Origin of the sequence: Terrimonas alba, from assembly GCF_042434975.1 — a bacterium.
Lineage (GTDB): Bacteria > Bacteroidota > Bacteroidia > Chitinophagales > Chitinophagaceae > Terrimonas_B > Terrimonas_B alba.
In genome coordinates, this window is the sequence record NZ_JBHMQM010000001.1 from 382227 (window position 1) to 406269 (window position 24043).

Consider the following 24043-nt stretch of genomic DNA (forward strand, 5'->3'; position numbering starts at 1 on the left):
AAAAACAGAAAAACTATAAAAGAATTTTCTGTTAGTTGCTTAGTAACCGGTGTTTCCCCATGCTTTCATGTTCTTGAAAATTTTCCAGGTACAAGGACAGTAGCAAGAATACTACTGTCTGTACTGGATTGCTTGACTGCTGCTTGAGAAAAAACCTTATTAACTTATTGTTTCATTACTTTTTTATTTACAAGTTGTGCTCCGTTTCTAACCTGTACATAGTAAAGGCCAGCGGCCAACCCTTTAAGAGAAATGCTTTGTGTATTATTAGTAAGGCGTTGACGGATTACCAGTGCACCATTTGCATTAAATATTTGCACAGTAGAACCAACTTCCAGCTTATCTAATTTTATATTTACTACTTCGCCAACCGGGTTGGGATACACCAATACAATGTTGCCTGGCAATTCTGCCACATCCGTAGTTATTCTCGCAGTTGTTCTCGCAGCAGTTACTGCGCAATCTCCTAAATAGTCTCCATGATTCAAATGATCCTGCACATCTTCAGAAGAAATACAGATCGTTTTGTTGTTATGACAGATCATTACTTTATTGCTGTTGTTGCCGCAGCGTACATCAGAAGTCTTGATTATAATGGATGCTGTAGCAGTGCAACCCTTATCATCTGTAATAGTTGCAGTATAAGTTCCTGCTTCATTTACACTGGTGGACTGAGTAATTTGACCACTGCTCCACTGATAAGAGTAAGGCTCGGAACCACCGGAAGCATTAGCAGTTATGGTAAGAGATGTTGGACCATAGCCAATGTAAATGGTATTCTTTGCATCCACTGCTGGATTCATGGCATATACATCAGGAATGGTTGCAGTCATCGCTGCATTCACTGTTACTATAGTTGTTGCTGTACTTACATTTCCATGAATGTCTGTTACTACCCAAGTGATTGTTGATTCACCTGCATTGAATGAACCACTTGCATTTGCTCCATTTCCATTTCTTGAAGTAGCTCCGCTTACACTGTAACTGATCGAAGCAATGCCACAATTGTCAGAGGCAGTCAATGAAGGAACGCTGTAAGAGCCTGATTGGTCGTAACAGAAGAACTGATTGGCGGGTGCGGAAACTATTGGTTTTTTATCATCAACAACAATTACCTGTGCTGTGCCACTACTTGATTGCCCATGCTCATCTGTTGCAGTGAGTGTTACAGTCACTGGCGAACCAACATCAGAGCAGGTGAAATCAGTTCTATCCAAACTCAATGTCAATGCACCCCAATAGCTCACCGAACCATTATCCACCTGTTGTGGAGTGATAGATGCGTTTCCATTTGTATCAACTGCAATTTCTATATTCTTTGTTTTTATAATTGGAGGCATAGCAATCTCCGCATCGCTTAATGCTCTCCTGTAAATTTTAAATTCGTCAATTGAACCGTTGAAGATCGGATCATTAAATTGAGATTTACCAATGTAGTTTAAGTTGGTGCCGGTAGTAGTGCCCGAAGGTGTAAGTTGCCAAGGCTTGATACTAATCGCTGTATTACTTGATTTCAAAACTCCGTTTATATACAGGCGGGCTGTATTTCCTGATTGGGTAACAGCCAGGTGCACCCATGTATTTAACGGGAAGGCATAAGGAGAACTTACATTCAACTCTGATCCTCCGTTTTTAATGGCATAACGAACTATAGATGACGATACGCCATTTACAATAGTAGTTCCTGCCTGAACGGTGAGGAACATATATTGTGTGGTATTGTTTCCAAAATCAAATACCCGCATCCAGTTTCCTATCGCATCCATTTTCACCCAGGCTGAAACAGTAAAATCTGATAAAGTATTTACTAGCCCGGCCGGCAGGGTAGCATAGGCATTAGCCGTACCATTCAGTTTCAGTGAATTTCCGAATTTACCTGCATTCCGTGTTGCTGCAACTGCTAATGTACCGTGAGTAGCTCCCCAACTGTCAATAGCCCGCGGCCCGCTTGTTTCATCAAATTTCAGGTAGGTCATTTGGCCAACATTCGGTGCTGCTGCCACCTCGGGACTGGAAGCAGCACTATCTGCCGAAACAACCATGTAGTAATAAGTCGTTCCATTACTCACTGTGCTGTCGATGTACTTAGTGGTACTTTGGTTTGCAATAGTAGTATAAGGTCCGCCCGGTATAGTGGAACGTTTAATGTTGTAAGTAAAATTCAGGATCGGGTCCCATTCCAAAATGTTTTTAGCATCGCCTGCTGCAACTTTCAGGTTTACCGGAACAATGCCCACAGGCACAAAACGGAAAGGAAAGTTGTATGGAATCGAATCATTATCACTCCCAACTACATGGTGTATTTGATTACCGTTTATAAACCAGTAACCGTTACCAGCATTTTGCGCTCGCTGAACCGCATACGAGGTGCCGTCAAAGTAAATATTCATTGAATTCCAAACATCCGTATAGGGAGTGACACTACGGCCAAATACTGCGCTCTCATTGATATAGTTGCTAAAGGATGGAGGTGCGCTGAGGCACATGATTTTATACCTGCCGTTCCCCTGCTTTGTAACATTCCAAACCTGGAGTAAGGGATCGGAATTCACTCCATCAAATAAAGGTGTGTTGGTAGTATTTCTGGTCCATAATGAATCGTTGGTAAGAGGCTTAATATAGTAATTGCCATCGGCCAGCGTATTCCTTCCATAATACATGGACGCTTTATAACGTTTGATGGCATTTTCCAGTATAGTAACATAACTACAAACCTCAATAACTGAAGATTCTGAATTATACAATGACTGGACATAAATGATGCTATCATTTAACTGAGCTTTTGCCTCTACCGGAAATTTACCCAGCTCATTTGTTGTACTCGTCTCTGTGGTATCGCGTAATTTGATAGCCTCAGCCAGCTTTTTCAGGTAAGCAGAGTCCATTTCTGGTGCTGTAACAAGTTCTATCCTGAAAATTTGATTTGGATTATCAAGCCACCTGTTAATGTTCATTGTCACGCCATCGGCGGTATTGGAACCCGGAACATCAAGCGCTTTCTGACTTTGTTTTCCTACAATATTGAAAGTTCCATTTTCCCTGTCTTTAATAAACCAAACCTGGTGCTGATCTGTATCGGAGTATGCACGTTGTTCAATTACTGCACCATTTGTTATTGCATTACCTACTACATCCATTGCCTTTCCGCTGCGCAGATTAATGATCTTATAATCCGTACCCGATAGCGGGCTTATGATCCAATGCTGATTGCTTGAAAAAGAATAAGTGTTTTGTGCCACTAATGCACCATCATCTGTTGAAGCATTTTTAACTTCAACTGCTTTATTGCTATGCGTTGCTATTATGCGGTACACACCATCAAGAGGTTTTGATACATACGGATCTCTGGGCATGCCTCCATCGGCAGGAGAATCAGCACTTGTGCCTACAGCATTTATAGCGCAAACTTTATAATAATAGGTCTGCCCATTCATCACATTATTATCGAGGAAGCTGTTACCGGTAAGGTTGGACGCAATGGTCGTGTAAGGTCCGCCTTCGGAGCTTGACCGTTTCAGTGTATAGCTCTCTGCCCCGAAAGAAGAAAGCCACCGAACCTGCACCTGGTTATCTCCGGCAAAAGCATATACAGAATGTGGAGCTTCGGGTGCGATAACCATTCCTCCTTCTCCTCCTGTAACACTTACATTGCTAAACGTAGAGGTCATTGGAGTGCCGTCAGCATTGGAGCAAACAGCTAAACCAATATAGGCCGTGCCGGTAAAACCCGCATACCGTCCCTGGCATTCTGCAGCCCAGCTTACGCCATCTGGCGAGTAGTATGTTGCGATCACATCTCCAACCCTGTCAATCTTAACCCAATAAGAATCCTCGGGGATTGTCCTTTCAGGTTTCTCCCAGTTGGAGCCGCCCCTCATCTCCGTCCATCCATGCATAAAACTTTGTGCCCTTCTACCGGATTTAATAGCGATCCATGCTCGTTGCGCTGATGTAGCTGTCAAATCTGAACGAATCATTAGTCCCGCTCTTGCATTAAGGGCAGTTCCGCCAACCGACTCCACTTTTGCGATGATAGAAAAGTTTCCGGTCACTTCCTTGTAAACGAAATGAAAACCATCGGCTGCATGTGTCAATATTTCGGTTCCGCCTCCGGTTACTGTCCATACATTATTGTTATAGGAACTGCTGCCCGCAGGTGATGTGGTTCCAACATCCAGATCAGTTAAGCCACCTGTACCCACTTTTCCGGGCTCAGGAAGAATTTGGGTTTGCGCCGGAACAACAGCTGTAGAATTGTCCTCGGACTTATAAAACCAGGTATATACTGGATCAAATCGTCTTGGTATCTCTGTTAGACGCCTGGATATGTAAGGGGTATTTAACTTTTGACGTACATTATAGGCCCCATGTACCAAGGTTAAGCCCCATCTTCCTCCATCCCAGGTTCCGGGCGGGTCGGTTAAATAATACCAATCAGTAGTACCATAAGGGATGAACCCAATGGATCCCTCTGAGTTTCTTCTGGCAAAATATTCTCCTAAGGCAAGAAGTCGATTATCCAGTTCAGAATACATGTCCAGGCCTTGCTTCCACAGCACTTCTGCGGCAAAAGCGATGGAGCTCCACATACCATGAGAATGGCCCTGGTCTCTACCACTTTCACCATGTTCACCACTGGGCAATGTATTTTTAAATCCGGTAGAACCTATGTATCTCATCAGCTCAATCACATGTGCCACTTTTGCCGGATCATCGGAAAATGCAGCGACTGCTGCTCCTCCTGCTATACTCAATGTGCCTTTATTAGCGGGCCCTAAAGCATAACCGGCGCAACCTGACGCCTTCCAGTAAACGTTATTAAAAAGTTTTTTTACGTCTGCGGTGTTGGCGGCTGTCCAACCACTCCATGTTCCCCGAAGAATGGAAGCAGCACCGCCCCAGGCATAGGCATAATCACCAAGGTCCAGGTTTGCTTCCTGCCCCCCAAATCCAGTCTGCTTATTTGCCCACGCCACTAAAATATCTCTTGACTTTACAGCGTAGGCTTCATTACCTGTAAAATACCACATCATAGACAGGTTGAATGAAGCGACCATATCGTTTCTCCACTGGTTAAGGTTATAATTGATATTACGGGCAACCGAGTCAAAAGGCCCTTGCATAGTGTAGGTCAATTGAGACTTACCATCTGCTGCCAGGATATCGTAAGCCTGTTTCCAGGGATAATCACCAGCCTGCACATGTGCCTTCAATGTACTCAGGTCCGAACCCGAAAGAGGAATACCCGGATGCGTAAAAGTTTGGGCTCCTGCATTTGCAGAAAGCAAAAACATAAAGATGATTGCCCAAAGGCAGTTGAGCATTCTGGTCTTTGGTAAAATACCATGCGTAAAAAGTTTCATCGTAGTGCTTATTTAATCAGGTTTGAAAAACTAGTACCGTCTGTTGGTTCTAAAAGATCTTTTATGCTTGCAAGCTTTTCATTCGTTTGCCCGCAGAAATGTTGATTTATTTTTTAGTGATTTTTTTGATTTTTGTAATTGGCCTACTCGTTACCGTTATATTATCGAATGTCGCTGTGTTCAAATTCCTGCTGTTTGATGAAACAGCCAATCCAACATAGTATGTGCTGGCCATTGATACCCTAACCGGAGCACCTACAGCAAACCATGTTTTACCGTCTGTTGACTGATAAGCAGTAACTGTATTACCTATTCTTTTTAAGCGAAACCAGGTAGGAGCACGTGTATAGGCATTACCTGTTTGAAAACTCATAGCGCTTCCTGCAGAAGTTCGGCTTCCATATCTTGCTTCACGAACACCACCATCTCCTGATGTCATACTAAAAGCAACGGCATTGGAAGAAAGCGATTCACGGATCATGATGCCTGTTTTTTGTGAACCACCACCATTCCATGTATTTGCTGTAACACGTACAGTGATCGTTGCATCACCAGTTACAGTTTTATACACATAACTCAAACCATCTGCAGTTCCACCAATGCCTGCACCGGATCCACTCACTACAAAAGTTCCACTGCTGACATTAGCATAACCTACGCTGCCTGCAGTCGCGACTGTTCCAATATCCTCTTGTTTCCAACCAGAAGGCAATGCACCGGTAGCCATTGGTGTGGCATTTACCTGTGATGAATTACTACTCGTTCCGGCCTGATTGATCGCAGAAACAACATAGTAATACTTAGTGCCATTGGTTACACTCGCATCTTCATATAAAGGATGCGTTCCTCTATACGTTGCGATTATTGTATAAGGTCCGCTGCTTGTTGTTGAACGCAGTACATTATAACCATTTGCCGTAGCAACAGGATTCCATCTTAACCACACTTTTCCTACGCTTGCTGTTGCTTTTAATCCCGCAGGTGTTGATGGTGCAGGCGAAGCTGGATAAGGTGATGCCGATGTATTGAGTGTATAACACAACGTACCGAAACCAAGGTTATCATCGTGCACAAATCCTTCGGGCCGGTTTATTTCTGCCATGGCTTTTACATAGGGAGCACTCAAACCTTTTTTTACCACATAGTGGTTATAAACCATCTCCCAGATAGGGCGTTGTAATCTTCCTCTGCCAAAAGCGTTGTGTTCAGAGGCCCAAAGATTATTAACGTTATCGCAGTTGTTATACGTAGTGTAAGGAACATTTTTCCATAGATTGTATTTAGCGGTGTACTCAGCTCCTTTTAGCAACCGATTATCATCATAGCCATACATATCCAGTCCCTGGTTCCATGCTATCTGGCAAAAGCTTGCAAACATTCCTACACCTAAAAGCGCATGCTCCTGGTCACGGCCTGTTTCCTGCCACTGGCCCAAACCTCCCGGATATAAAAAAGGAACTGCCCTTGTAATGTTGCCATTACCTGCCCCGGATTTAAAATAAGTGATCGCTTCGTTGAACTTAGCTGTATCATCACACAATACACCAATGCTTAAAATGGCGGTCATGTTACAGATATCCCAGTTAGCCCAATAGTGACTGATACAGGCATTGTTGTGGCGGGTTAAAAAATCATGGCAATTGGGATACAGGTAAGTGGTCATCATGCTTTTGAATTGATTGAAATCTGCTGATGACCAGTTCGGGTAAAGACGCAATATTTCTGCCGCTACTGCAAATTCATAAATCGCAATACCCATTAATCCCGAAACGTCCTGGCCACTCGGCACCTGGTTGACTGCATAAGCCCATGCGTTTAAAATTTTTCGTGAGCAGGCTGCATAAGAAGTATCACCGGAGACGTACCATCGCAATGCGTTGAGATAAGCGGCAACCGCATCGGCTGATGCTCTTTGACGACTGACGCCCATGTTGGCTTGTGCTGCTGCAGTGTAGGTGTTTTGTGCTTTGGGATGAACAATCAGTGCATTCCAGCTATCGATCCAGGGATGTGCACCTGCTGCCACTTGTGTTTTCATCCGGTCCAAATCGGTTTTTGTGTGCAAACCACCGGGATGAACGAAGGTTTGTGCAGTTGCTGTAATGCTATAAAAAAATAACAGAGCGAAGGCTAAGTGTTGCATTCTACACACAGCCCAATTGGTTTTTCTTATTGTTTGTATTCTATGGTTCATAATTTTTCTTCGCCTTTAGTTCGTTGCACTTGTTAATCCCTTTTTTGCTGGCTGTGAATTTTTGAACATTATATTTTTTGCAAACTCACCCACTTTAATATTTGCTTCTTCCACGCTGTTGATTAGTTTTCCGTTGATGCGAAGGTTTTCGAACGTCACATCCTTTACAAGATGATCTTTGTCTAAACCATCAATGAGGGACGGAGAATTATTAATGCCGTTATAGCTTATGTTTTTGAAATAAATATTTTCTATTCCCCTGCCTGGTGCAGCATTGTATTTTTGAAAGAACGCAACTTTTAATTGCAGCAACTTTCCTTCCTGGAAATTATCTATTCGTATATCTTCAAAGCGAACGTTGCGTACCAGGTTCATGTCGGCTGCCTGAATGGCCATGCATCCCTCGGCTGAAGGATCATCTTCATCCTGCTCCAGTATCTCGATGTTTTTGAACAGTAAGTTTTCAATTACCTCACCTGTTTTTTCTGTGTTTCCGTGAACACCGATGTTGATGGGATGTGCCACATCAGCCCAGAGAACAGAATTAGTAACTGAATAATTTTTTGCATCGCCGTAAAATTCCCAACGATGCGCATACACGGCAATACAATCATCGGAGTTACGCATGAATACATCATCAACCGTAACATCACTGCAACTCATAAAATCCAATCCATCACTCCAGGAGCTTGCACTGAATGATTTCAAATTGCGAATCGTAATATGATCTGATCCACCAGCAAAAACGGTATAGTGTTTTGGATTGACTACAATGATCCCGTCAACGGTAACATTGCTTGAGTGCCTTATCTCTATTCCTCTCTCCGGCTGGTCAATAATACCCCGCCCTATGATGCGTACATTTTCCACTTTATCGCATAATAGTTTTCCTCTCACTATAGCACCGCCGGCTATATAAACTGTTTTACCTGATGAAATGTTGAATGCATTACCCGGCAGATCTTTCGGCAGGTGAACGCCGGGACCGAAATACACAACATTGGGATCGTTGGGATCGGGACGAGAGGTTTCAATGGGATTGGCGAATAAATGCAGGTTATGCAATTTATCGCCATCAAACTCTATTGAAATTTTTTTGGGTTCTGTTAAAGTGAAAGTGATACTGTTACCATTTAAGACTGGTTTTATTTCATAAGAAGATGGACGGATTTTCACTGACTGCACATTGCCGTTATTTTTTTGAACAAATACTTCAATAGTTCCGGAAAAATCGAAATACACCATTGATGCATCCTGCGGTTTATCCAAATCCACTTTTACATTGTATTCATACAAGTCCTGCCACTCGCCACCGGGCTTGCGCACTTTCACGGTGTAATCATCGTTGTGCATAGCGTAAACAACAGCTTGCGGAGCAGGGTAAATGATCAGTTGTTGTGCCTTTGTTTTCGAACAATAAAAACAAAATAAAAAAAATAAAAGGAGAAACTTATGCATAATTTGCCTTGTGATCAACAATTGTGTTTTCATAATCATGTTCTCATTTTTTCCCAGTACAGGACAGTGGTAGTATAGCCACTGCCTGTATTGGAAACGATTGCTGCTTGCTTTAAGAAAGATAGTATTTTCAATAGTTCACTCAATTCATTAACTTCTTAGTGAATTCCCATAATTTGTTGCTTTTATTAACCGCCTGAGATGTTCCCTGAATTAATTGTTGATGTATAAATTGAATGCACGTATGTTACAATATCTTCCAGGAGTGGTACCAGCTTGTGTGGTTAAATAACCAACGCTTACGGTTGACTGTTGCGTTAGAGTAAACTTAACCCGCAGATCGCTCAATGGTGTTCCGGTGGCTACTTTGGCCGATGCAAGAGCAGTTGCAAGATTTGCAATATCTGGTATGTCTGTGCCCAAATTAGCAACCAGGTAAGTATTTTCAGAGGCGCCAATATTGGTATCTTTCAGATCAGAAACTTCAAACGTGTATGTACCGGGTTCAAGCAAAATAGTTTGCCAGATTTTTCCATTGGTAATTGCAGGAGATCCCCAACCTGATTCTATGTTGAAGATATTCCCATTCCACTCATCCCACCCACCATAGCCGCCATGATTTTTCACGGCATCGTTGGCATTCCACTCTGCAAGGTTTCCCCAACGACCAGATCTTGAAGAAGCAATAAAAGGGATTCTTGCGTTCTTGAGAGGGATCAGCACGGTGTCTTTATAAGGAACAGCGAAAGTGTCGATGCAGGTAGAATCGGGTTTAAATATTCCACGAAAACTAACCGGCGTATTGGTATTAAGGCCGTCTAATACGGTACTTTGAGCTGCCAGCGATGTCATAGTTTTCGTTACACCATCCACTAGGTATTGTACTTCCGTCATGTACGCTCCCGCATTTGGATCTGCTGCCTCCCAATTGATAGTTGTGTTAGCTGACATATAATAGATGTTGGAAATAATACGGTTACTGATTTTTTTTCGGTAGATATCTCCAAAAGATTTTCCTACAACATATACCGGGATAGACTTATTTCCTGATGCATCATACGTATACACTGTGAAGGTGGTAACGCTTTCAGGCATGGAAAATGTTTGGTCGAAAACATTACTATTAGTCCCCGGTTTTACGTCATACATCAGTGAATCACTGTTATTATTCCAAAAGATTTTCACTTTTGATATTTTAGGATCTGCATTAAACTTACCAGTGATCCTTACTCGATTTTTGCCGGAAAAGGCCTTAAGCGAATCCAACTTACCGGCATAAATAATTTCTTCATTGGCCGTGTATTTTTTATACTCATCCCACTTAGAGCAGGATAATAGAGTTGTGGTTGTGAGCAATGCGGCAGATAAAAACCTCATGCTTGTGCTTTCAAATATTTTTTTCATGTCTAATTATTGAAATGATAGTTCAGTTTGAATAAACAATTATCAGCCTTATCTCGGATCACCATACACAGTTAGTTCATTAATACTTTGCGCTGTTCCTCCAGCCCAGTTTTCCAGGCACCTGATGCGGAGGTATCGTACTTTGGGCGCATCCAGACGGACTTCAAAGTCAAAGCCTTTACTTGCTGTCTGCCTGTCCAGGTCTGTATCCTTTCCATATGCTGTACCAGAAGGTTTAACCACCTCATAAGTATTAATCAATTGCCAACTGGCGTCGAGATTGCCGTCAGAAGACGGATTGTTAGAGCCATACACTTCAAACCGTTTCAAAGTGGTTAAGAAATAAAACTGTTGCGGATTCAACTCAGGGTAAGGGCGAATCCAGATATAACTGAGCTTAGCCTCCACCCCCATATCTAACGTTATCATATGTGGATTGGGACCGCCTTTTGATTGATCGGTAAAGCTTGTATAAGGCCAACCTGTACGATTATCCCAGGCATACTCTAATCTTGCACCGTTGGTTACTTGTGGTGCATCGGTAGGCAACACATAAGGTTTGAATTTTGATTTATCAAGGGGCACCTCGTACATTGGCGTTATATCCTGGAAAAGAGTATCTGTGTTATTCCCCCATTTATCTTTTATATAAAATCCAAGGCGCCTTGTAACGGTATCCATGCCCCTGATCTTGGCCACAATGTTTTTTTCACCTGTGTACACGCTTTTGTAATTATCCTCTTCGTATTCTTTGAATTTGTTCAAAGAGAGAACTACTATACCAATATTATCACCTGAAGGATTTGCGGCAGTAATACGAAACCCACCAAAAAAGTTTTCAATCACCATGCTTCGGAAAACTTTAAATATTGGTGCTTCTAACGGTTTTATTTTTACCACAACCGGTGTTGATTTAACGCCGCAACGGGATACAGAATAGAGCTTTACTTCATGTTCCAGTGTGTCTGCAAAACCAGTTACCACCAATGAATCTTCATAATAAGAAGCTTTTGTTTCAGCTGGCTTGCCATTGGTACCTACATACTCAGCCTGCACATACATTAAACTTTTATCATGCGGTACTGTGTATGTAATTTTTGCATTGCCTTCTCTATTCAGTACCTGTACATTGCTAACTACAACCGGTGCTGTAGTATCATCACAAAGCGGAGCGTTTTCTATTTCTTTTCCGCAGGATGACAGCAGCGCTAAGCTTGCTATCATACCTGTTAAGTATTTTATTGTATTGTTCATATCAATTAGTTTAAAAAACAAAAGAGGAATTACCATCCCGGGTTTTCTACCAGCTTCGGATTTCGCCTGGTATCATAGATCCCAATAGGCCAGAGATACTCCCGTGGAGCGATAAACCGCTGGCTGAAAACCAATCTTTCTTTATAGTATGTGTCAGTTGTCTTACCCAGGATGGTCCAGCCGGTGATGTCTTTGTTCAGTTCATCAAAGGCTTTTTTCCACCTGCGTAAATCCCAGAAACGTTGCCCTTCAAACGCCAGCTCAATCAAACGTTCACGATGAATGATCTCTCTCAGGCCGGACTGGGTAGCGTACTTTCCAGGATTATTAGAGTAGTTGGTCCATGATTCCACTACACCTTTTAAGCCAGCCCTTTGTCTTACTTTATCTATATACTGAATAGCAGTGGCAGATCCTGCTTCTACTTCATTCAATGCTTCTGCATACATCAGGTATAGGTCGGCCAGGCGTATTTCAGGCCAGGGATATTGTTTCCACGTGGTGCGTTGATTGGTAACGGATTCCCAATGAACCAGTTTCTTAATGAAATAACCGGTTTCGTTCCAGTTGGTAAAATGTCCCAATCCAGCTCTCTCTCCATTCTTTGCTTTTACATAATAAGTGTTCCAATCCGTTCCGTTTGCAGTTGCATCGTACTGATACCACACGCCTCCGTCGAAGCCAAGCGATGCATAAAATCTTGGTTCACGATCAAAATTTAAGCGAGAGGTTACAAACCCGGGTTCAATGTAATTGCGCTCGGCAGAAACGGCTGTTCTCAATTCTTCAATGTTGTTGAAGTTTAACGTCTTGTCTTCATCAATGGGCACACCATTTTGCGTGTAAAACATCTTTGCGATTTTGATGGGGGCTGCCCATACTCCCTGCAGTTCAAAACGAATAGTAGAAACACCTCCTCTTTGAGAACGTTCAGTTGGAGGCATACACAGGGCTTCGTTTACAAAATAGCTTTGCGCATTGGCCCATATATGCTCCTTGTTCCAGCGACTTGCAACGGCATGGCGGATACTAAGCTGGCGTTTAATAGTATCCGTGAGAGGCACCTGGGTGGAAGTGTACTCATACAAGGTAGCTCCGTTCGCTTCCGCATCCTGTATGGCAGCCAGGGCGGCATCCCGCGCTTTCTCCCATTTTTTTATATCAACAGTTGGATTGAATAAGGCCTTACCTTCTGTGTCCTTAAAGCCTGCATAATCGGGATTACCATTAAAAAGCGGGCTCGCAGCAGTAATCAATAATTTTGCTTTTAGCGCCAGTACAATTGGCTGTGTAATCCTTCCGAGCTCATTGATCTCATCTGCAATCACAGTAGGCACTTTATTGTATGCCGAATCAAGCAGGGAAGAAATATAATTCACACAGGAATCTACAGGTGCCCGCTGTGTATAGGATGAAGCCACATCACCATCCACGCTTATGTTCTCCTGCATAATTGGTATGGGGCCATACATACGGAAGAGATAAAAATGGTAAAAAGCTTTCAGAAATTCTGCTTCGCCTATCCATCTTTCTCTTTCATACGGAGAAATATCGGGCACCCTAGTAAGGTCTTTCATGTTTTCCAAAAACGTATTACACTGGCGGATAGCTCTCCATATTTTGCGGTGGTCGTTGAAACCGTTATTTCCCTTGCGTGTGCCGGCCCATTCATCAAACCAGGGAGCATCTTTGTTTTGTTGCCCCCGGGCTATTCTGAATATGGGATGCCAGTGTGTTTCACTTTGTTCAGGCAGCCATATTTCATCACCACCCATAATACCTGCATTATACCAGCCATCGCCATTTCTTGGCAGGTAAGCATAAAGCGTAAATAAATATTTCTCTGCCTCGTTGCGTAGCTTAAAGGCATGTTCTACTGTAAGTACGTTGTCCGGTACCACATCCATAAATTTTTTACAGGACACAGCGCCAACCGCTAATGTTGTAATGACAACTATTGAAAACCCCCTGCCTCTTTTCAGGAAATTGGCAAAACTGTTTTTCACTTGTCTGTTAAATGTTTTTTTCCATTTCATGATGCAATAATGTTTATTCATGACTTTGAATAGCTGTATTAAAATTTAACTTCTACACCAAGGTTATACACGGATTGATTCGGGTAGCCAAGACCGTTTCCGCCCATTTCCACATCCCATAATTTGAAGCTGCTCAGGACAAACAGGTTTGTGGCAGATACGTACACACGGCCACCGGTTAAACCCAGCTTGCTTACTTTACCTATGTCATAGCCTAAGTCCACCTGTTTCAGGCGCAGGAAATTTCCATTACGCATCCACCAGGTGGATTGCACATTGTTCGATGGGATTCTTTCTGTACTTAGCCGGGGCCAAAACGCATAAGGGTTTCTGTTAGTTTCACTCCAATAATTTTCGCTGATCACATTTAGCAGGCCGTTTTGCAATCCACCCTGCTGAATAAAAGGCTGGATGGCAAAAGGATTAATAAAGAAGGAAGAGCGTGCCGATCCCTGGAATAAAAAGGAGAAGTCAATTTTTTTATACCGCAAAGAAGCGCCAAATCCATAGATAATCTCGGGCTGTCTGGGATAGCCAATAGGAACCATATCATCGTTTGTAATAAGGCCATCCCCATTAATATCCCTGTATTTAATATCGCCGCCTCGTACACTTGTTTGGCTGGCACCTAAACCGTTATCACCAAACTGTTGGGGTGAGTTGGCCACTTCTTTTTGATCCACAAACAATCGTTCTGCAATAAAGCCCCATTGCTGGCTAAGGGAATAACCAACCGTAGATAAATGACGAAGACTGCTATCATACCGTAATTCATCCACTACAATCCGTTTACTGGTGGCATAAGTAAATGTGCCCGTGATATTGGCATACCAATTCTTGTTGAATGCGCGGTCATATTTAAGAGAAAGATCAACACCTTGTGTTCTTGCCTGGCCATAATTAGCTTGTGGCGTGGCCATTAAGCCCAATGCAGATTCCAAAGTAGATTTCGGCAATAAGATGTCTGTTCTTTTTTGCCTCCAGGCATCTACTGTCAGCTCAAAACCTTTCAGCATCCGTAAATCCATACCCAGGTTGAGTTGCCTGGATTGCTCCCACGTGATATTAGGATTGCCGTAACGGAGGATAAAAACACCGGGGCGAACATACCTTGCGGCGCCATCATCACGACCAAATCCGGCTAAATAATCCCCGCTATTCATGATAATGTTAGAGAGATAAAGAAAGCGGTCGTTCTTATCTCCTATTTGATCATTACCCACAAGACCATAAGTGACTCTAAACTTGAGATCGTTTATTACCGAGGTAAGCGGCTCAAAGAATTTTTCATTCGAAATTCTGTACGCAACACCTCCTGATGGAAAGAAACCAAAACGATGCCTTTCATCAAAACGTTCAGAACCATTGTAACCGAAATTAAATTCGGCTAAATACCTGTCATCATAACCATAGGTAAACCTTCCGGATACGCCCACGTTTCTGCGGGGAAGAGAAGATTGGAAAAATCCACCTCCTGGATTGCCGCTTTCGTAGTTGGACAAATAGGAGATCAACGCACCGCCTACACTATGTACCTCTTTAAAAGTTCTTGCATAGTTTAACGTGCCCTCCAGCCAGATTCTGGAATCGACATCCTTTGCTCGTTCATTGTAATCAAGGTATTCTGTACCAGTAGACACTCCTGGTACGGCATTTGGCGAACCATCGTTGTAGGAAAGCAAATTATATGTTTTACCATCGGGCTGTACATCGGCATAATAATAAAATGGGTTATACTTTCTGTCCAGAGAATAAAAAGCATATCGCCTTACATAGGCCATGGTGCGGAAGTTGAGGCCTTTGGTAATGAAATCAAGCTTTTGCTTCAGTTCTAACTGAGGCTGCAGATCTGATTTTTTATACACTGAATATCCTCTCACCATTTCCGCATATGGATTGATTAACAAGGTAGAAGTAAGCTGTCCGTTTTGGGTGAGCCTGTAAGAACCAAAAAGCGGGTGTTCGAAATAAGGGATCATCGACTGAGGATAAACTGCGGGGAACAGAACAGGGTTTGCTCTCAACGCAAGACCAAAAAAATTACCGCCTCCGCCGATCGGACCTTTGTAATCATCAAACTGACCGCCCACTTTGATGATTACTTCTGTGCTGGGTGTGAGTTTGAGATTTATATTGGTACGTAAAGAATATTTGGAAAGTTTGATGTTATTGTTGAAATCATTGATCGGATCAACGTTTAACATACCATTATCCAGGCCATAAGAAGCTGACACATGATAAGTAGCTTTCTCGGTACCACCATTAACACTCATGTAATGATTCTGGTTAATTGTATATTTCCTGATCAACTGATCGATCCAGTTATTATTTGGATAGAGATAAGGATCATCGCCGGCTATCGTGTGATTGATTTTATTTTGGCTGTAAGGCAAAGCAACAGCGCCAGTAGCCCTGGTAGTTGTTGCCTCATTGGCCATGTTCATGTATGTGATATTATCAGCGTAGTCAAGATTCTTGGTGTTGGTGGAAATCCGTGCTTCACTTCTTACAAAAAACTTTGCAGCCCCTGTCTTGCCTATTTTTGTATTAATAAGCACCACCCCGTTTGCCCCTCTGGCTCCATAGATTGAAGATGCCGCTGCATCTTTCAGAATGGAAAAATCAGAGATATCATCCGGTTGTAAGCGGGCCATATCGGTGGGTGTAGATTCCACCCCATCAATCAGGATTAACGGCTCCTGTTTACCGGTACCAAACGTGGACAGGCCCCTGATGTAAAAAGTGGAGTTGTCAGTACCGAAGCCAGGCTCTCCGCTTTGTTGGAAAGCGATCATACCTGCAACCTTTCCTGCAATCGCATTAGTCATATTTCCGGTAGGCACCTGCAGGTCCTTGACGCTGACACTGGTGATAGAACTGACTAAACTGGCTTTCTTACGAGTGCCGCCAAATCCTATCACGGTCACATCGGCAAGGTCATTGCTCTTTACTTTCAGTTGTAGGTTGATCAATACCTGCCCATTAACCTTCACTTCCTGTGGTTCGTAACCGACCATAGAAAATACCAATACACCATTGGAGGGCACATTTATAGAATAAAAGCCACTGGCGTCGGTACGAGTAGCTTTTGCAGGATCGGACTTTAGAGAAATGTTGACGTTCTCAAGTGCAGAAGAATCAGAGCTGACTCTTCCCCGGACAGTAACCTGGCTTTGCTGTGAAAAACCGGGAGAAGAAGACCAGAGAAATAGTAGTGCAAACAAAGCAATTTGCCCTATTTTTCTTAATAGGTTAAATTTTCTAAGCATAGCAGTTTTACTTTTTGAAATGATTGTTTTTATCTGTGTGTAGTACTTCAGAAAGCCTGGCTGTCTGAAAGCTAATTACATGCAAGTTGAAAGGGCAGTGTCCAATCGAACCACAGTGCATTGGCGGCATTTTTTTGGCCGCAGTTAGTTTTTTTTTCATTTTGGCAATTTTTAGTGTGCAAAAGTTTTCCCTTTCGGGTTAAATCGATTTATTAACCCGTTCAGTTTTAAAATAATTATGGTGATTAATTAGTTTATTATTTTCTTTTCATGTTCAAAGCTTTTCATAACAGCCCTTGCTTTTGATTTGGGCATGGATGAATTTCTTTCGATCAGTTTCACAGGAAGGGTTATTGTTCTCCTTTTTTTACTTTCCTTTTCGTCGGATAATGCATCGAGTAACTGCTTTACTACTTCTTCAGATATTTCCTCAACAGGTTGCGCCACTGCAGTAATGGAAGGAGTAAACAAATAGAAATGGGTGTTATCATCAAAGCCTACAACGGCAACATCATCGGGTATGGATAAGCCAAGGTTGCGAATAGCTTTCAGTCCGTTTATGGCGAGATAGTTTGTTGCGAAGATGATCGCATCAGGCCTGTCATGTTTTGCAATAAAGTCTTCCACCATCTTTTCAGCACTCAGGTCATGACTTAATTTGTAGGGAAGTTTTTTAATGATCGGATCTTTCAGGCTTTCTTCCATTGCTCTTATATAGCCCTGCAAACGTGCCTGCATTTGCGTTTGATCGGATTCAAGGGTGATGAAGGCAATATTTGAAAAACCATTTTCTTCAAGGTGTCTTACTGCCTTGTAAGAACCTGAGAAATTGTCGATAATCACCGTGCTGGTAGTTAAAGAAGGCAGGTAGCGGTCGAAAAGAATCACCGGAACATTATCATCCATTAAAGCCTTTATTTCAGCTTCCACACCGGCAGGCGGTGCAATTATATATCCATCTACCTGGCGTTCTCTGAATACTTTTATTAATGCCTTGGTTTTTTCTGTATCGTTTTCTGTGCTTGCAAAAAATATCTTATAATGATGATTATAAGCAATGGCTTCAACACCGCGTGAAATGCTGGAGAAGAAGGGATCCGAAATATCCTCTACCAGCATTCCTATAATATTGGTTTTTCCTGTTCTGAGACTTTTAGCCACCATATTTGGACGGAAGCCCACCTGCTTCACATAATCCAGCACCTTCTTTTTTACATCTTCACTGATCCTTTTTTCCGCCGCCTTGCCATTTAATACAAATGATATGGTAGTAGCTGAAACCTTTAGCTCTTTTGCTATATCGTGTATGGAAGCTCTCTTTTTCATTAAGCAGGCACCGGGCTTTTTTATTAAATTTTCAGTTAATCGATTTAGTCAGAAGGGATAAAAAAAGAAGACCCGGAAGATCAGCATTCAACTTGAGCGTAGTGGCTCTATTCATATCCAATCGTTAAAAATCGAAGAAAAACTGTTTTTTGGCTGCGACGAAGTAAAGCTACCGGTGTAAAACAAATTTTTTCGGAAATTCAGAAGGGGGGTAAACGCCCAAAAAGGGGGGTGGAGACGCCAAACAGGGGTTGGAATAAAATTAAAAACTAATATGAGGTTGCTCAGGTTCAGCAGAAGCACCCGATAATGCTTCCAATTCAGGATTTTCCTTCACATTCAGGTAAATCAATTTAGTTATCGGGATCGATGGATTCCTTGTCAACTGTGAATTGCTTTCCATGAATCTTGCGATACTTCTTTACATAATCGGAAGGGTTCATCCCGAAAAGTTTATTGAATTGTTCCCGGAAGTATTTAATATCTCTTATGCCGACGGTGTAGGCTGTTTCCTTGATACTGTAGTCTGTAGTAATAAAAAGTTCAGCAGCTTTGCGAAGGCGGATGGACCGGATAAATATATTTACCGGCTGGCCGGAGACTGATTTTACTTTACGAAGAAGATTGGAATGGCTCATCCCCATTTCGTTTAGCAAAGTTTGAACACTAAAGTGCTTATCCTTTAAATGGCTTTCAACAACTGCAATGCATTTATCCAAAAACTCCTTGTATTCAGCAGAAACCTTAAAATCGTTTTTGTTGAGTGTTATCTCGTTGTAAAAATATTTTTGAAGCGTATTGCGATTTTTCAAAAGAGCGGTAACCCGTGCAACCAGTAGTTTGCTGTCAAACGGCTTTACAATATAGTCGTCGGCACCGCCTTCCACTCCCTGTAGCTTGAGTTCATCGGACGTAGCACCGGTGAGTAAGATAAAAGGGATATGGCTTAACTGCTCGTTTTCTTTAACAATCTTGCAAAGCTCAATCCCGTTCATCTCCTTCATGTGAATATCGGAAACGATTAAATCGGGTAAATACTTTTGAGCCATGGCCAAACCGGCTTCGCCGTTTTCTGCCTGGTATATTATATATGTGTCTTTAAACAAGCGGACAAGGTATTGCCTGATGGATTCATCATCATCTATAATTAAGATGGATTGTTTTTCGGAAACCAGTTCCGTTAAGGGTTCCCCGCCTGCATTATTTTCTTCAACCAGGTCTTCATCCTTCAGTACTTCGAGCAATTGGGGTGCGGCTTCCCTTTCTGAAATAATAACGTCCGCATCGAAATGATCTTTGCCTTTTTGAAGCTTTAATGTAAAAGTTGTCCCCTGCCCTTCTTCGCTTTGGTAAGAAATGGTACCCTGGTGTTGCTCGGTAAATTGTTTTACCAGGAAAAGCCCGATGCCAAAACCTGCCTTTGAACTTGTTTTTGCTCTTTCTGCCTTATAAAATTTATCAAAAAGCTTATCGCCTGTTTCGGAGGGGATGCCAGCACCGTCGTCTTCTACTTTGATTGCAACATCTTCGGTTCCTTCTGCAATTGAAAGCTTAATGCTGCCTTCAGCAAATGTATATTTTAATGCATTGGAAAGAAGGTTATATAAAATAATCTCCAGCTTTTCCCGGTCTGCATAGATTTCTAAATTCTTATTTGCACAATCAAAAACATAATTGATGCTCTGCGTTTTTGCCTGCTGAATAAAACATAGATACACTTCGTATGCCAGATCGTGAAGATTAAGTTTGGATGGTTTTATTTTATCCAAACCACTCTCCGTCTTTCTGAATAAAAGCAACTGATCGACAAGACTGAGCATTCGCCTTGCATTGCGGTAAACAATGCTCAACTCACCTTTGTCTTTCTGTTCACTGGAATTCTTCTCCAGCAGTTCTTTAACCGGATTAATAATTAAAGTAAGCGGAGTTCTGAACTCATGAGAGATATTGGTGAAGAAAGAAATTTTCTTTTCATTAATCTCTCTTTCTTTTTCATTCAGGATCCTTTCTTTTTCATGTTCTGCCTCGGTTTTTTCTCTTTCGGCCCTCTCCTTTTCCAATTCTGCTTTCTCTACCGCCAGTTCTGCAAGACTTTTTTCTTTTGCTGAACGTTCGTTTTCTTCATTAAGCTTTGCAATCTTTACTTCGTATTGAAGCCTGGTTTGTCTTGCACGGTATTGAAAATAAAAATAAATCGCTGCGCCAAACATCATGGCATAAATCAAATATGCCCACCAGCTTCTGTACCATGGCGGGAGCACAATGATGTTAATTTGCACCTCCTCTTTACTCCATTGTCCTTCGGCATTTGTGTTCTTCACTCTGAAGGTATAAGTGCCTTCTGAAAGACGGCTATAAATTACTTTCCTTGTATTACCGGAATAGTTCCAATCTCTATCCCAACCCTGCAGGTAATATGCATATTGAATTTTATCAGGTGCGGAATATTCTAACGCTGCAAACCCAAATGAAAGAACGGCTTTGTTGTAAGGAATTTTGATGAGTTCAATACGATTGGACTTGGCTTTTATTTCAAGCGAAGAATCTTCTTCAAGAGCAGTATTGGCAACGTTTACTTCTGTTAAAAAAATTTTAGGATTGCTGTTGGCTGCTACGATGTTTTCGGGGCGGAACAGAGAAAACCCCTTAATACCACCAAAAGCAAATTCGCCGGATCGTAATTTTAATGCAGCATGATAATTAAACTGGTTGCTTTGCAATCCATCGCCTTGATAATAGCTCTTGAATGTTTTGTTTTTAGGATTGAATTTGGCGATACCATTAAAAGTACTCATCCACAGATTACCTTCTGAATCTTCCAAAATGGTCAATACCGAATTGCTGCAAAGACCTTCATCTGTAGTATAACGGGCAATAATCTTTCCTTGCTTCCTGTCAAACAAAATCAATCCCCCTCCTTCCGTACCAACCCAAAAATTACCTGAGCGGTCTTCCATTAAAACACTAACCGGTTTACCGATAAAATAAGAAACATGTTTTTTGCCGGCTTTATCAATTCGAACCAGATGATTGATGCCACCTCCCCAAAAAACATTGTTTCTGTCTTCCCTCAATACATACAAATCCTTAAGCCTGTCATCAACCAATTCAAAAACCTTTTTCTGCCTGTTCAATTTGAACAGGCCGTATTGCTGGGTGCTTAGCCAGAAATTTTTTTCAGCATCTACAAGAAGAGTCGGGCCTATGGGATGTAAAGTGAGCCTAGTGTTATTAGGGTCAACACAGTTATAGTGTTCAAACTTCCCGTTGTTAAACCGATTTACTCCTCCACGATAAGTTGTAATCCAGATGTTGTTTTGAAAATCGGATTGGATATCGGTGACAAAATTGTCGCTTAATGAATAAGGGTCACCACTGTCGTGGCGGTAATTGGTAAACGAGTTCAGTCTTCTGTTCCAAATGCTCAAGCCGCCACCATCGGTGCCAATCCATAAATCATTGTTGGGTGCTTCGTAAAACGATAAAATATAATTGCTGATAAGAGTGTTAGTTGTGGCAGGATTGGAAACAATATTTTGAAAACGCTCCTTATTGGGATCAATAACATTGATGCCGCCTCTTAAAGTGCCAATCCATTTTCTTGATTGCTTGTCAATCCAAACAGAATAGACAGCATTGCTTGATAAAGAATTAGACTCTTTTGTATTCGATAAAAATTGTGCTTCCTCAGTTTGTGTATTTAAGATAACAACACCACCACCATTTGTTGCAATCCATAATTCGTTGTTTTTACTTACAGTGATTCCTGCAACAGTATTGTAGTTTAATTTTTTATTTCCTGCATTATAAACTTTGTCGAAGGAATTGGAAGCGATGTTGTACCGGAACAATCCATCATTCGTTCCTATCCATAAATAACCATTTGCCGCTTCAATACAATTGGCTGATTTGATGGCTGCATTCACAAGTCTGGCTTTATGGGTTTTATATTCATAGACATACAAGCCTTTATTAGAGACAAAGAACCAAATATTTTTGTCATTACCCGCTTTAACTGATCTAACATCATAAGGAGAAACAGCATCGTTCTCCAATGGTATTTTATAAGCAATGCTTTCACCTTTTGAAAAAAAGAGTAATCCCTCACCTGTCGCACCAACAAACATATTGCCTTGCCCATCTGCTTCAATATCGCTGATGACTGAATTAAGTTGCTCCTTTTTTGTAGCCGAAGTATAGAAATAAAGTGGAGAAAAACTATTGGACAAGCCTTGGTAAACACAGGCTCCCTGCCTTGTGCCTATCCACAAATTTCCTTTTGCATCTTCACTAACAGCATTGATCCAGTTGTTAATGAGCGATCGATTGTTTTTAAAATTATTTCTGAAGATTTTGAATTCATATCCGTCATAGCGGTTTAGCCCGTCATAGGTGCCAAACCACATAAAACCATTTTTGTCCTGGTAGATACATCTTACGAAATTATTCGATAAGCCCTGCTCAATCCCGAGATAAGCACTCACCGGATAGTCTGATGCAAGCGATGTGTACCAGGTAAATAAGTGAAACAGTACCACAAAGCAGATATGTTTTTCAACAGACAATTTCATATGACATAGCAATTAGCAAGCGATTCCTGCAATTTAACACCCTTTTGCTTCATCTTTAAATCGATGGTCCAAAAACTTCTTGAAGTTTGTTATACAATGTCTGTCTGCTTTTACCATCGGGTAAATATTCGGTTAAATTGTCCGACAAAATATCGTCCTTATAAGAACCCTCCTTAATTATTTTTCGCTTACATTGTATTCTGCAAATAGGCCATTTAAACGTACATTTTTCAAATTAGTTATAGAAAATAGTTCAACCGTAAATCGCCAGATATCCATGTTCCTTCTTTTAAACCAAACTGGTAGTTTCCGTTTTCTTTTAGATTGTTATTCGGATAAAAAACCCTAAAGTCACCATTTAAAAGCCGCCCATTAGGAAGATCAACCGGGTTCCTGCTCGAAGAAAAATCAGGATTCGCTCCTTCGTCACTGCTGGTCACAATCTTACAAACAATTGCCCCTGGTCAGGACAATTAGGAATGGTGCCCGGGTTTTTAATATAAAAGGTCTCGTTGGTTTGCTGGCTGTAAGAATCATCACCGGTATAATAATAAGTAGTCAGCACAGCTTTCTTATCCTTATTTCCGGTAGCAGGTGTAAAAGCAAAAACGACAACAACAGCGACGACGGCCACTAAGGCGATTAAGTACTTACGCATAATATGGTTTGCCTTTTGATTCAAAAAGCAAAAAACTTTAATTGGTTAAAGAATAATTGCAAGGATGATAGCGTTGGCAGCAACGCTAGTTTAAATGAATAGATCTTGCCTACTCTGTTGTAGGTTTTCAGCTTCCCTCCGTCAGACCGGTCCTTCACGATGTTTGCAAATGCAATTGCAATATACTTTCAGCAAAGGCCTCCGAACAAGGTGATTGATGCGGCATTTTTACCGTATCGTTACGGTATCTTTTAAAAGGAGCATGAATTATTGTGTGCAACTGTAAAGTCATATCCATATTAACCAGTCCGCACTCTAAAGTTTTTTCAGTACAAAAGAACAAGCGTTCAGCATGTATGGATACTGTATAGATGGTATATGGATACTGTATGGATAGTGTATGGGGAGTGCATGAAACAGCTGGAAACAGTAACGCCCGTTATTAAACACGTAAAATTCCGATACCGGCACCGGTACATTTGCTCTTGCCATAGTTGGCTTCGCTTTCTA

10 protein-coding genes are annotated in these 24043 nt (G+C 41.7%); all 10 read right to left on the reverse strand.

Annotated features, from left to right (window positions below; translation table 11 throughout):
- Nucleotides 1–164 precede the first annotated feature (164 nt).
- Nucleotides 165–5363, reverse strand: coding sequence for a LamG-like jellyroll fold domain-containing protein (locus ACFEL9_RS01700; protein WP_385885565.1), 5199 nt, complete (start codon nt 5361–5363; stop codon nt 165–167).
- 106 nt (nt 5364–5469) lie between these two features.
- Entirely contained in the window at nt 5470–7401 is a 1932-nt protein-coding gene (locus ACFEL9_RS01705) for an alginate lyase family protein (protein WP_385885567.1), read from the reverse strand.
- A gap of 171 nt (nt 7402–7572) precedes the next feature.
- A complete protein-coding gene (locus ACFEL9_RS01710; protein WP_385885569.1) occupies nt 7573–9015 on the reverse strand; it encodes a glycosyl hydrolase family 28 protein in 1443 nt (480 codons plus the stop codon).
- Between the two features lie 213 nt (nt 9016–9228).
- Nucleotides 9229–10419 carry a DUF4998 domain-containing protein gene (locus ACFEL9_RS01715; protein WP_385885571.1) on the reverse strand — a complete coding sequence of 397 codons (1191 nt, stop codon included), beginning with the start codon at nt 10417–10419 and terminating at the stop codon, nt 9229–9231.
- A gap of 48 nt (nt 10420–10467) precedes the next feature.
- Nucleotides 10468–11673, reverse strand: coding sequence for a DUF5000 domain-containing lipoprotein (locus ACFEL9_RS01720; RefSeq protein WP_385885572.1), 1206 nt, complete (start codon nt 11671–11673; stop codon nt 10468–10470).
- A gap of 29 nt (nt 11674–11702) precedes the next feature.
- Entirely contained in the window at nt 11703–13709 is a 2007-nt protein-coding gene (locus tag ACFEL9_RS01725; RefSeq protein ID WP_385885574.1) for a RagB/SusD family nutrient uptake outer membrane protein, read from the reverse strand.
- 38 nt (nt 13710–13747) lie between these two features.
- Complete coding sequence (locus tag ACFEL9_RS01730) at nt 13748–16978, reverse strand: SusC/RagA family TonB-linked outer membrane protein (protein WP_385885576.1); 3231 nt, start codon at nt 16976–16978, stop codon at nt 13748–13750.
- 249 nt (nt 16979–17227) lie between these two features.
- A complete protein-coding gene (locus ACFEL9_RS01735; protein WP_385885578.1) occupies nt 17228–18304 on the reverse strand; it encodes a LacI family DNA-binding transcriptional regulator in 1077 nt (358 codons plus the stop codon).
- A 353-nt stretch (nt 18305–18657) separates the two neighbouring features.
- Nucleotides 18658–22875, reverse strand: a complete 4218-nt coding sequence (locus ACFEL9_RS01740) for a hybrid sensor histidine kinase/response regulator (protein WP_385885580.1) — start codon at nt 22873–22875, stop codon at nt 18658–18660.
- 436 nt (nt 22876–23311) lie between these two features.
- Nucleotides 23312–23533, reverse strand: a complete 222-nt coding sequence (locus ACFEL9_RS01745) for a hypothetical protein (protein ID WP_385885581.1) — start codon at nt 23531–23533, stop codon at nt 23312–23314.
- Nucleotides 23534–24043 lie beyond the last annotated feature (510 nt).

Excerpts from the sequence above, each read along its gene's own strand:
- ACFEL9_RS01715 (WP_385885571.1), bottom strand. The coding sequence starts at position 10,419 with ATGAAAAAAATATTTGAAAGCACAAGCATGAGGTTTTTATCTGCCGCA.
- ACFEL9_RS01710 (WP_385885569.1), bottom strand. The coding sequence starts at position 9,015 with ATGCATAAGTTTCTCCTTTTATTTTTTTTATTTTGTTTTTATTGTTCG.
- ACFEL9_RS01725 (WP_385885574.1), bottom strand. The coding sequence starts at position 13,709 with ATGAAATGGAAAAAAACATTTAACAGACAAGTGAAAAACAGTTTTGCC.
- ACFEL9_RS01740 (WP_385885580.1), bottom strand. The coding sequence starts at position 22,875 with ATGAAATTGTCTGTTGAAAAACATATCTGCTTTGTGGTACTGTTTCAC.
- ACFEL9_RS01720 (WP_385885572.1), bottom strand. The coding sequence starts at position 11,673 with ATGAACAATACAATAAAATACTTAACAGGTATGATAGCAAGCTTAGCG.
- ACFEL9_RS01735 (WP_385885578.1), bottom strand. The coding sequence starts at position 18,304 with ATGAAAAAGAGAGCTTCCATACACGATATAGCAAAAGAGCTAAAGGTT.
- ACFEL9_RS01700 (WP_385885565.1), bottom strand. The coding sequence starts at position 5,363 with ATGAAACTTTTTACGCATGGTATTTTACCAAAGACCAGAATGCTCAAC.
- ACFEL9_RS01745 (WP_385885581.1), bottom strand. The coding sequence starts at position 23,533 with ATGCGTAAGTACTTAATCGCCTTAGTGGCCGTCGTCGCTGTTGTTGTC.
- ACFEL9_RS01730 (WP_385885576.1), bottom strand. The coding sequence starts at position 16,978 with ATGCTTAGAAAATTTAACCTATTAAGAAAAATAGGGCAAATTGCTTTG.
- ACFEL9_RS01705 (WP_385885567.1), bottom strand. The coding sequence starts at position 7,401 with ATGAAAACACAAGTGGCAGCAGGTGCACATCCCTGGATCGATAGCTGG.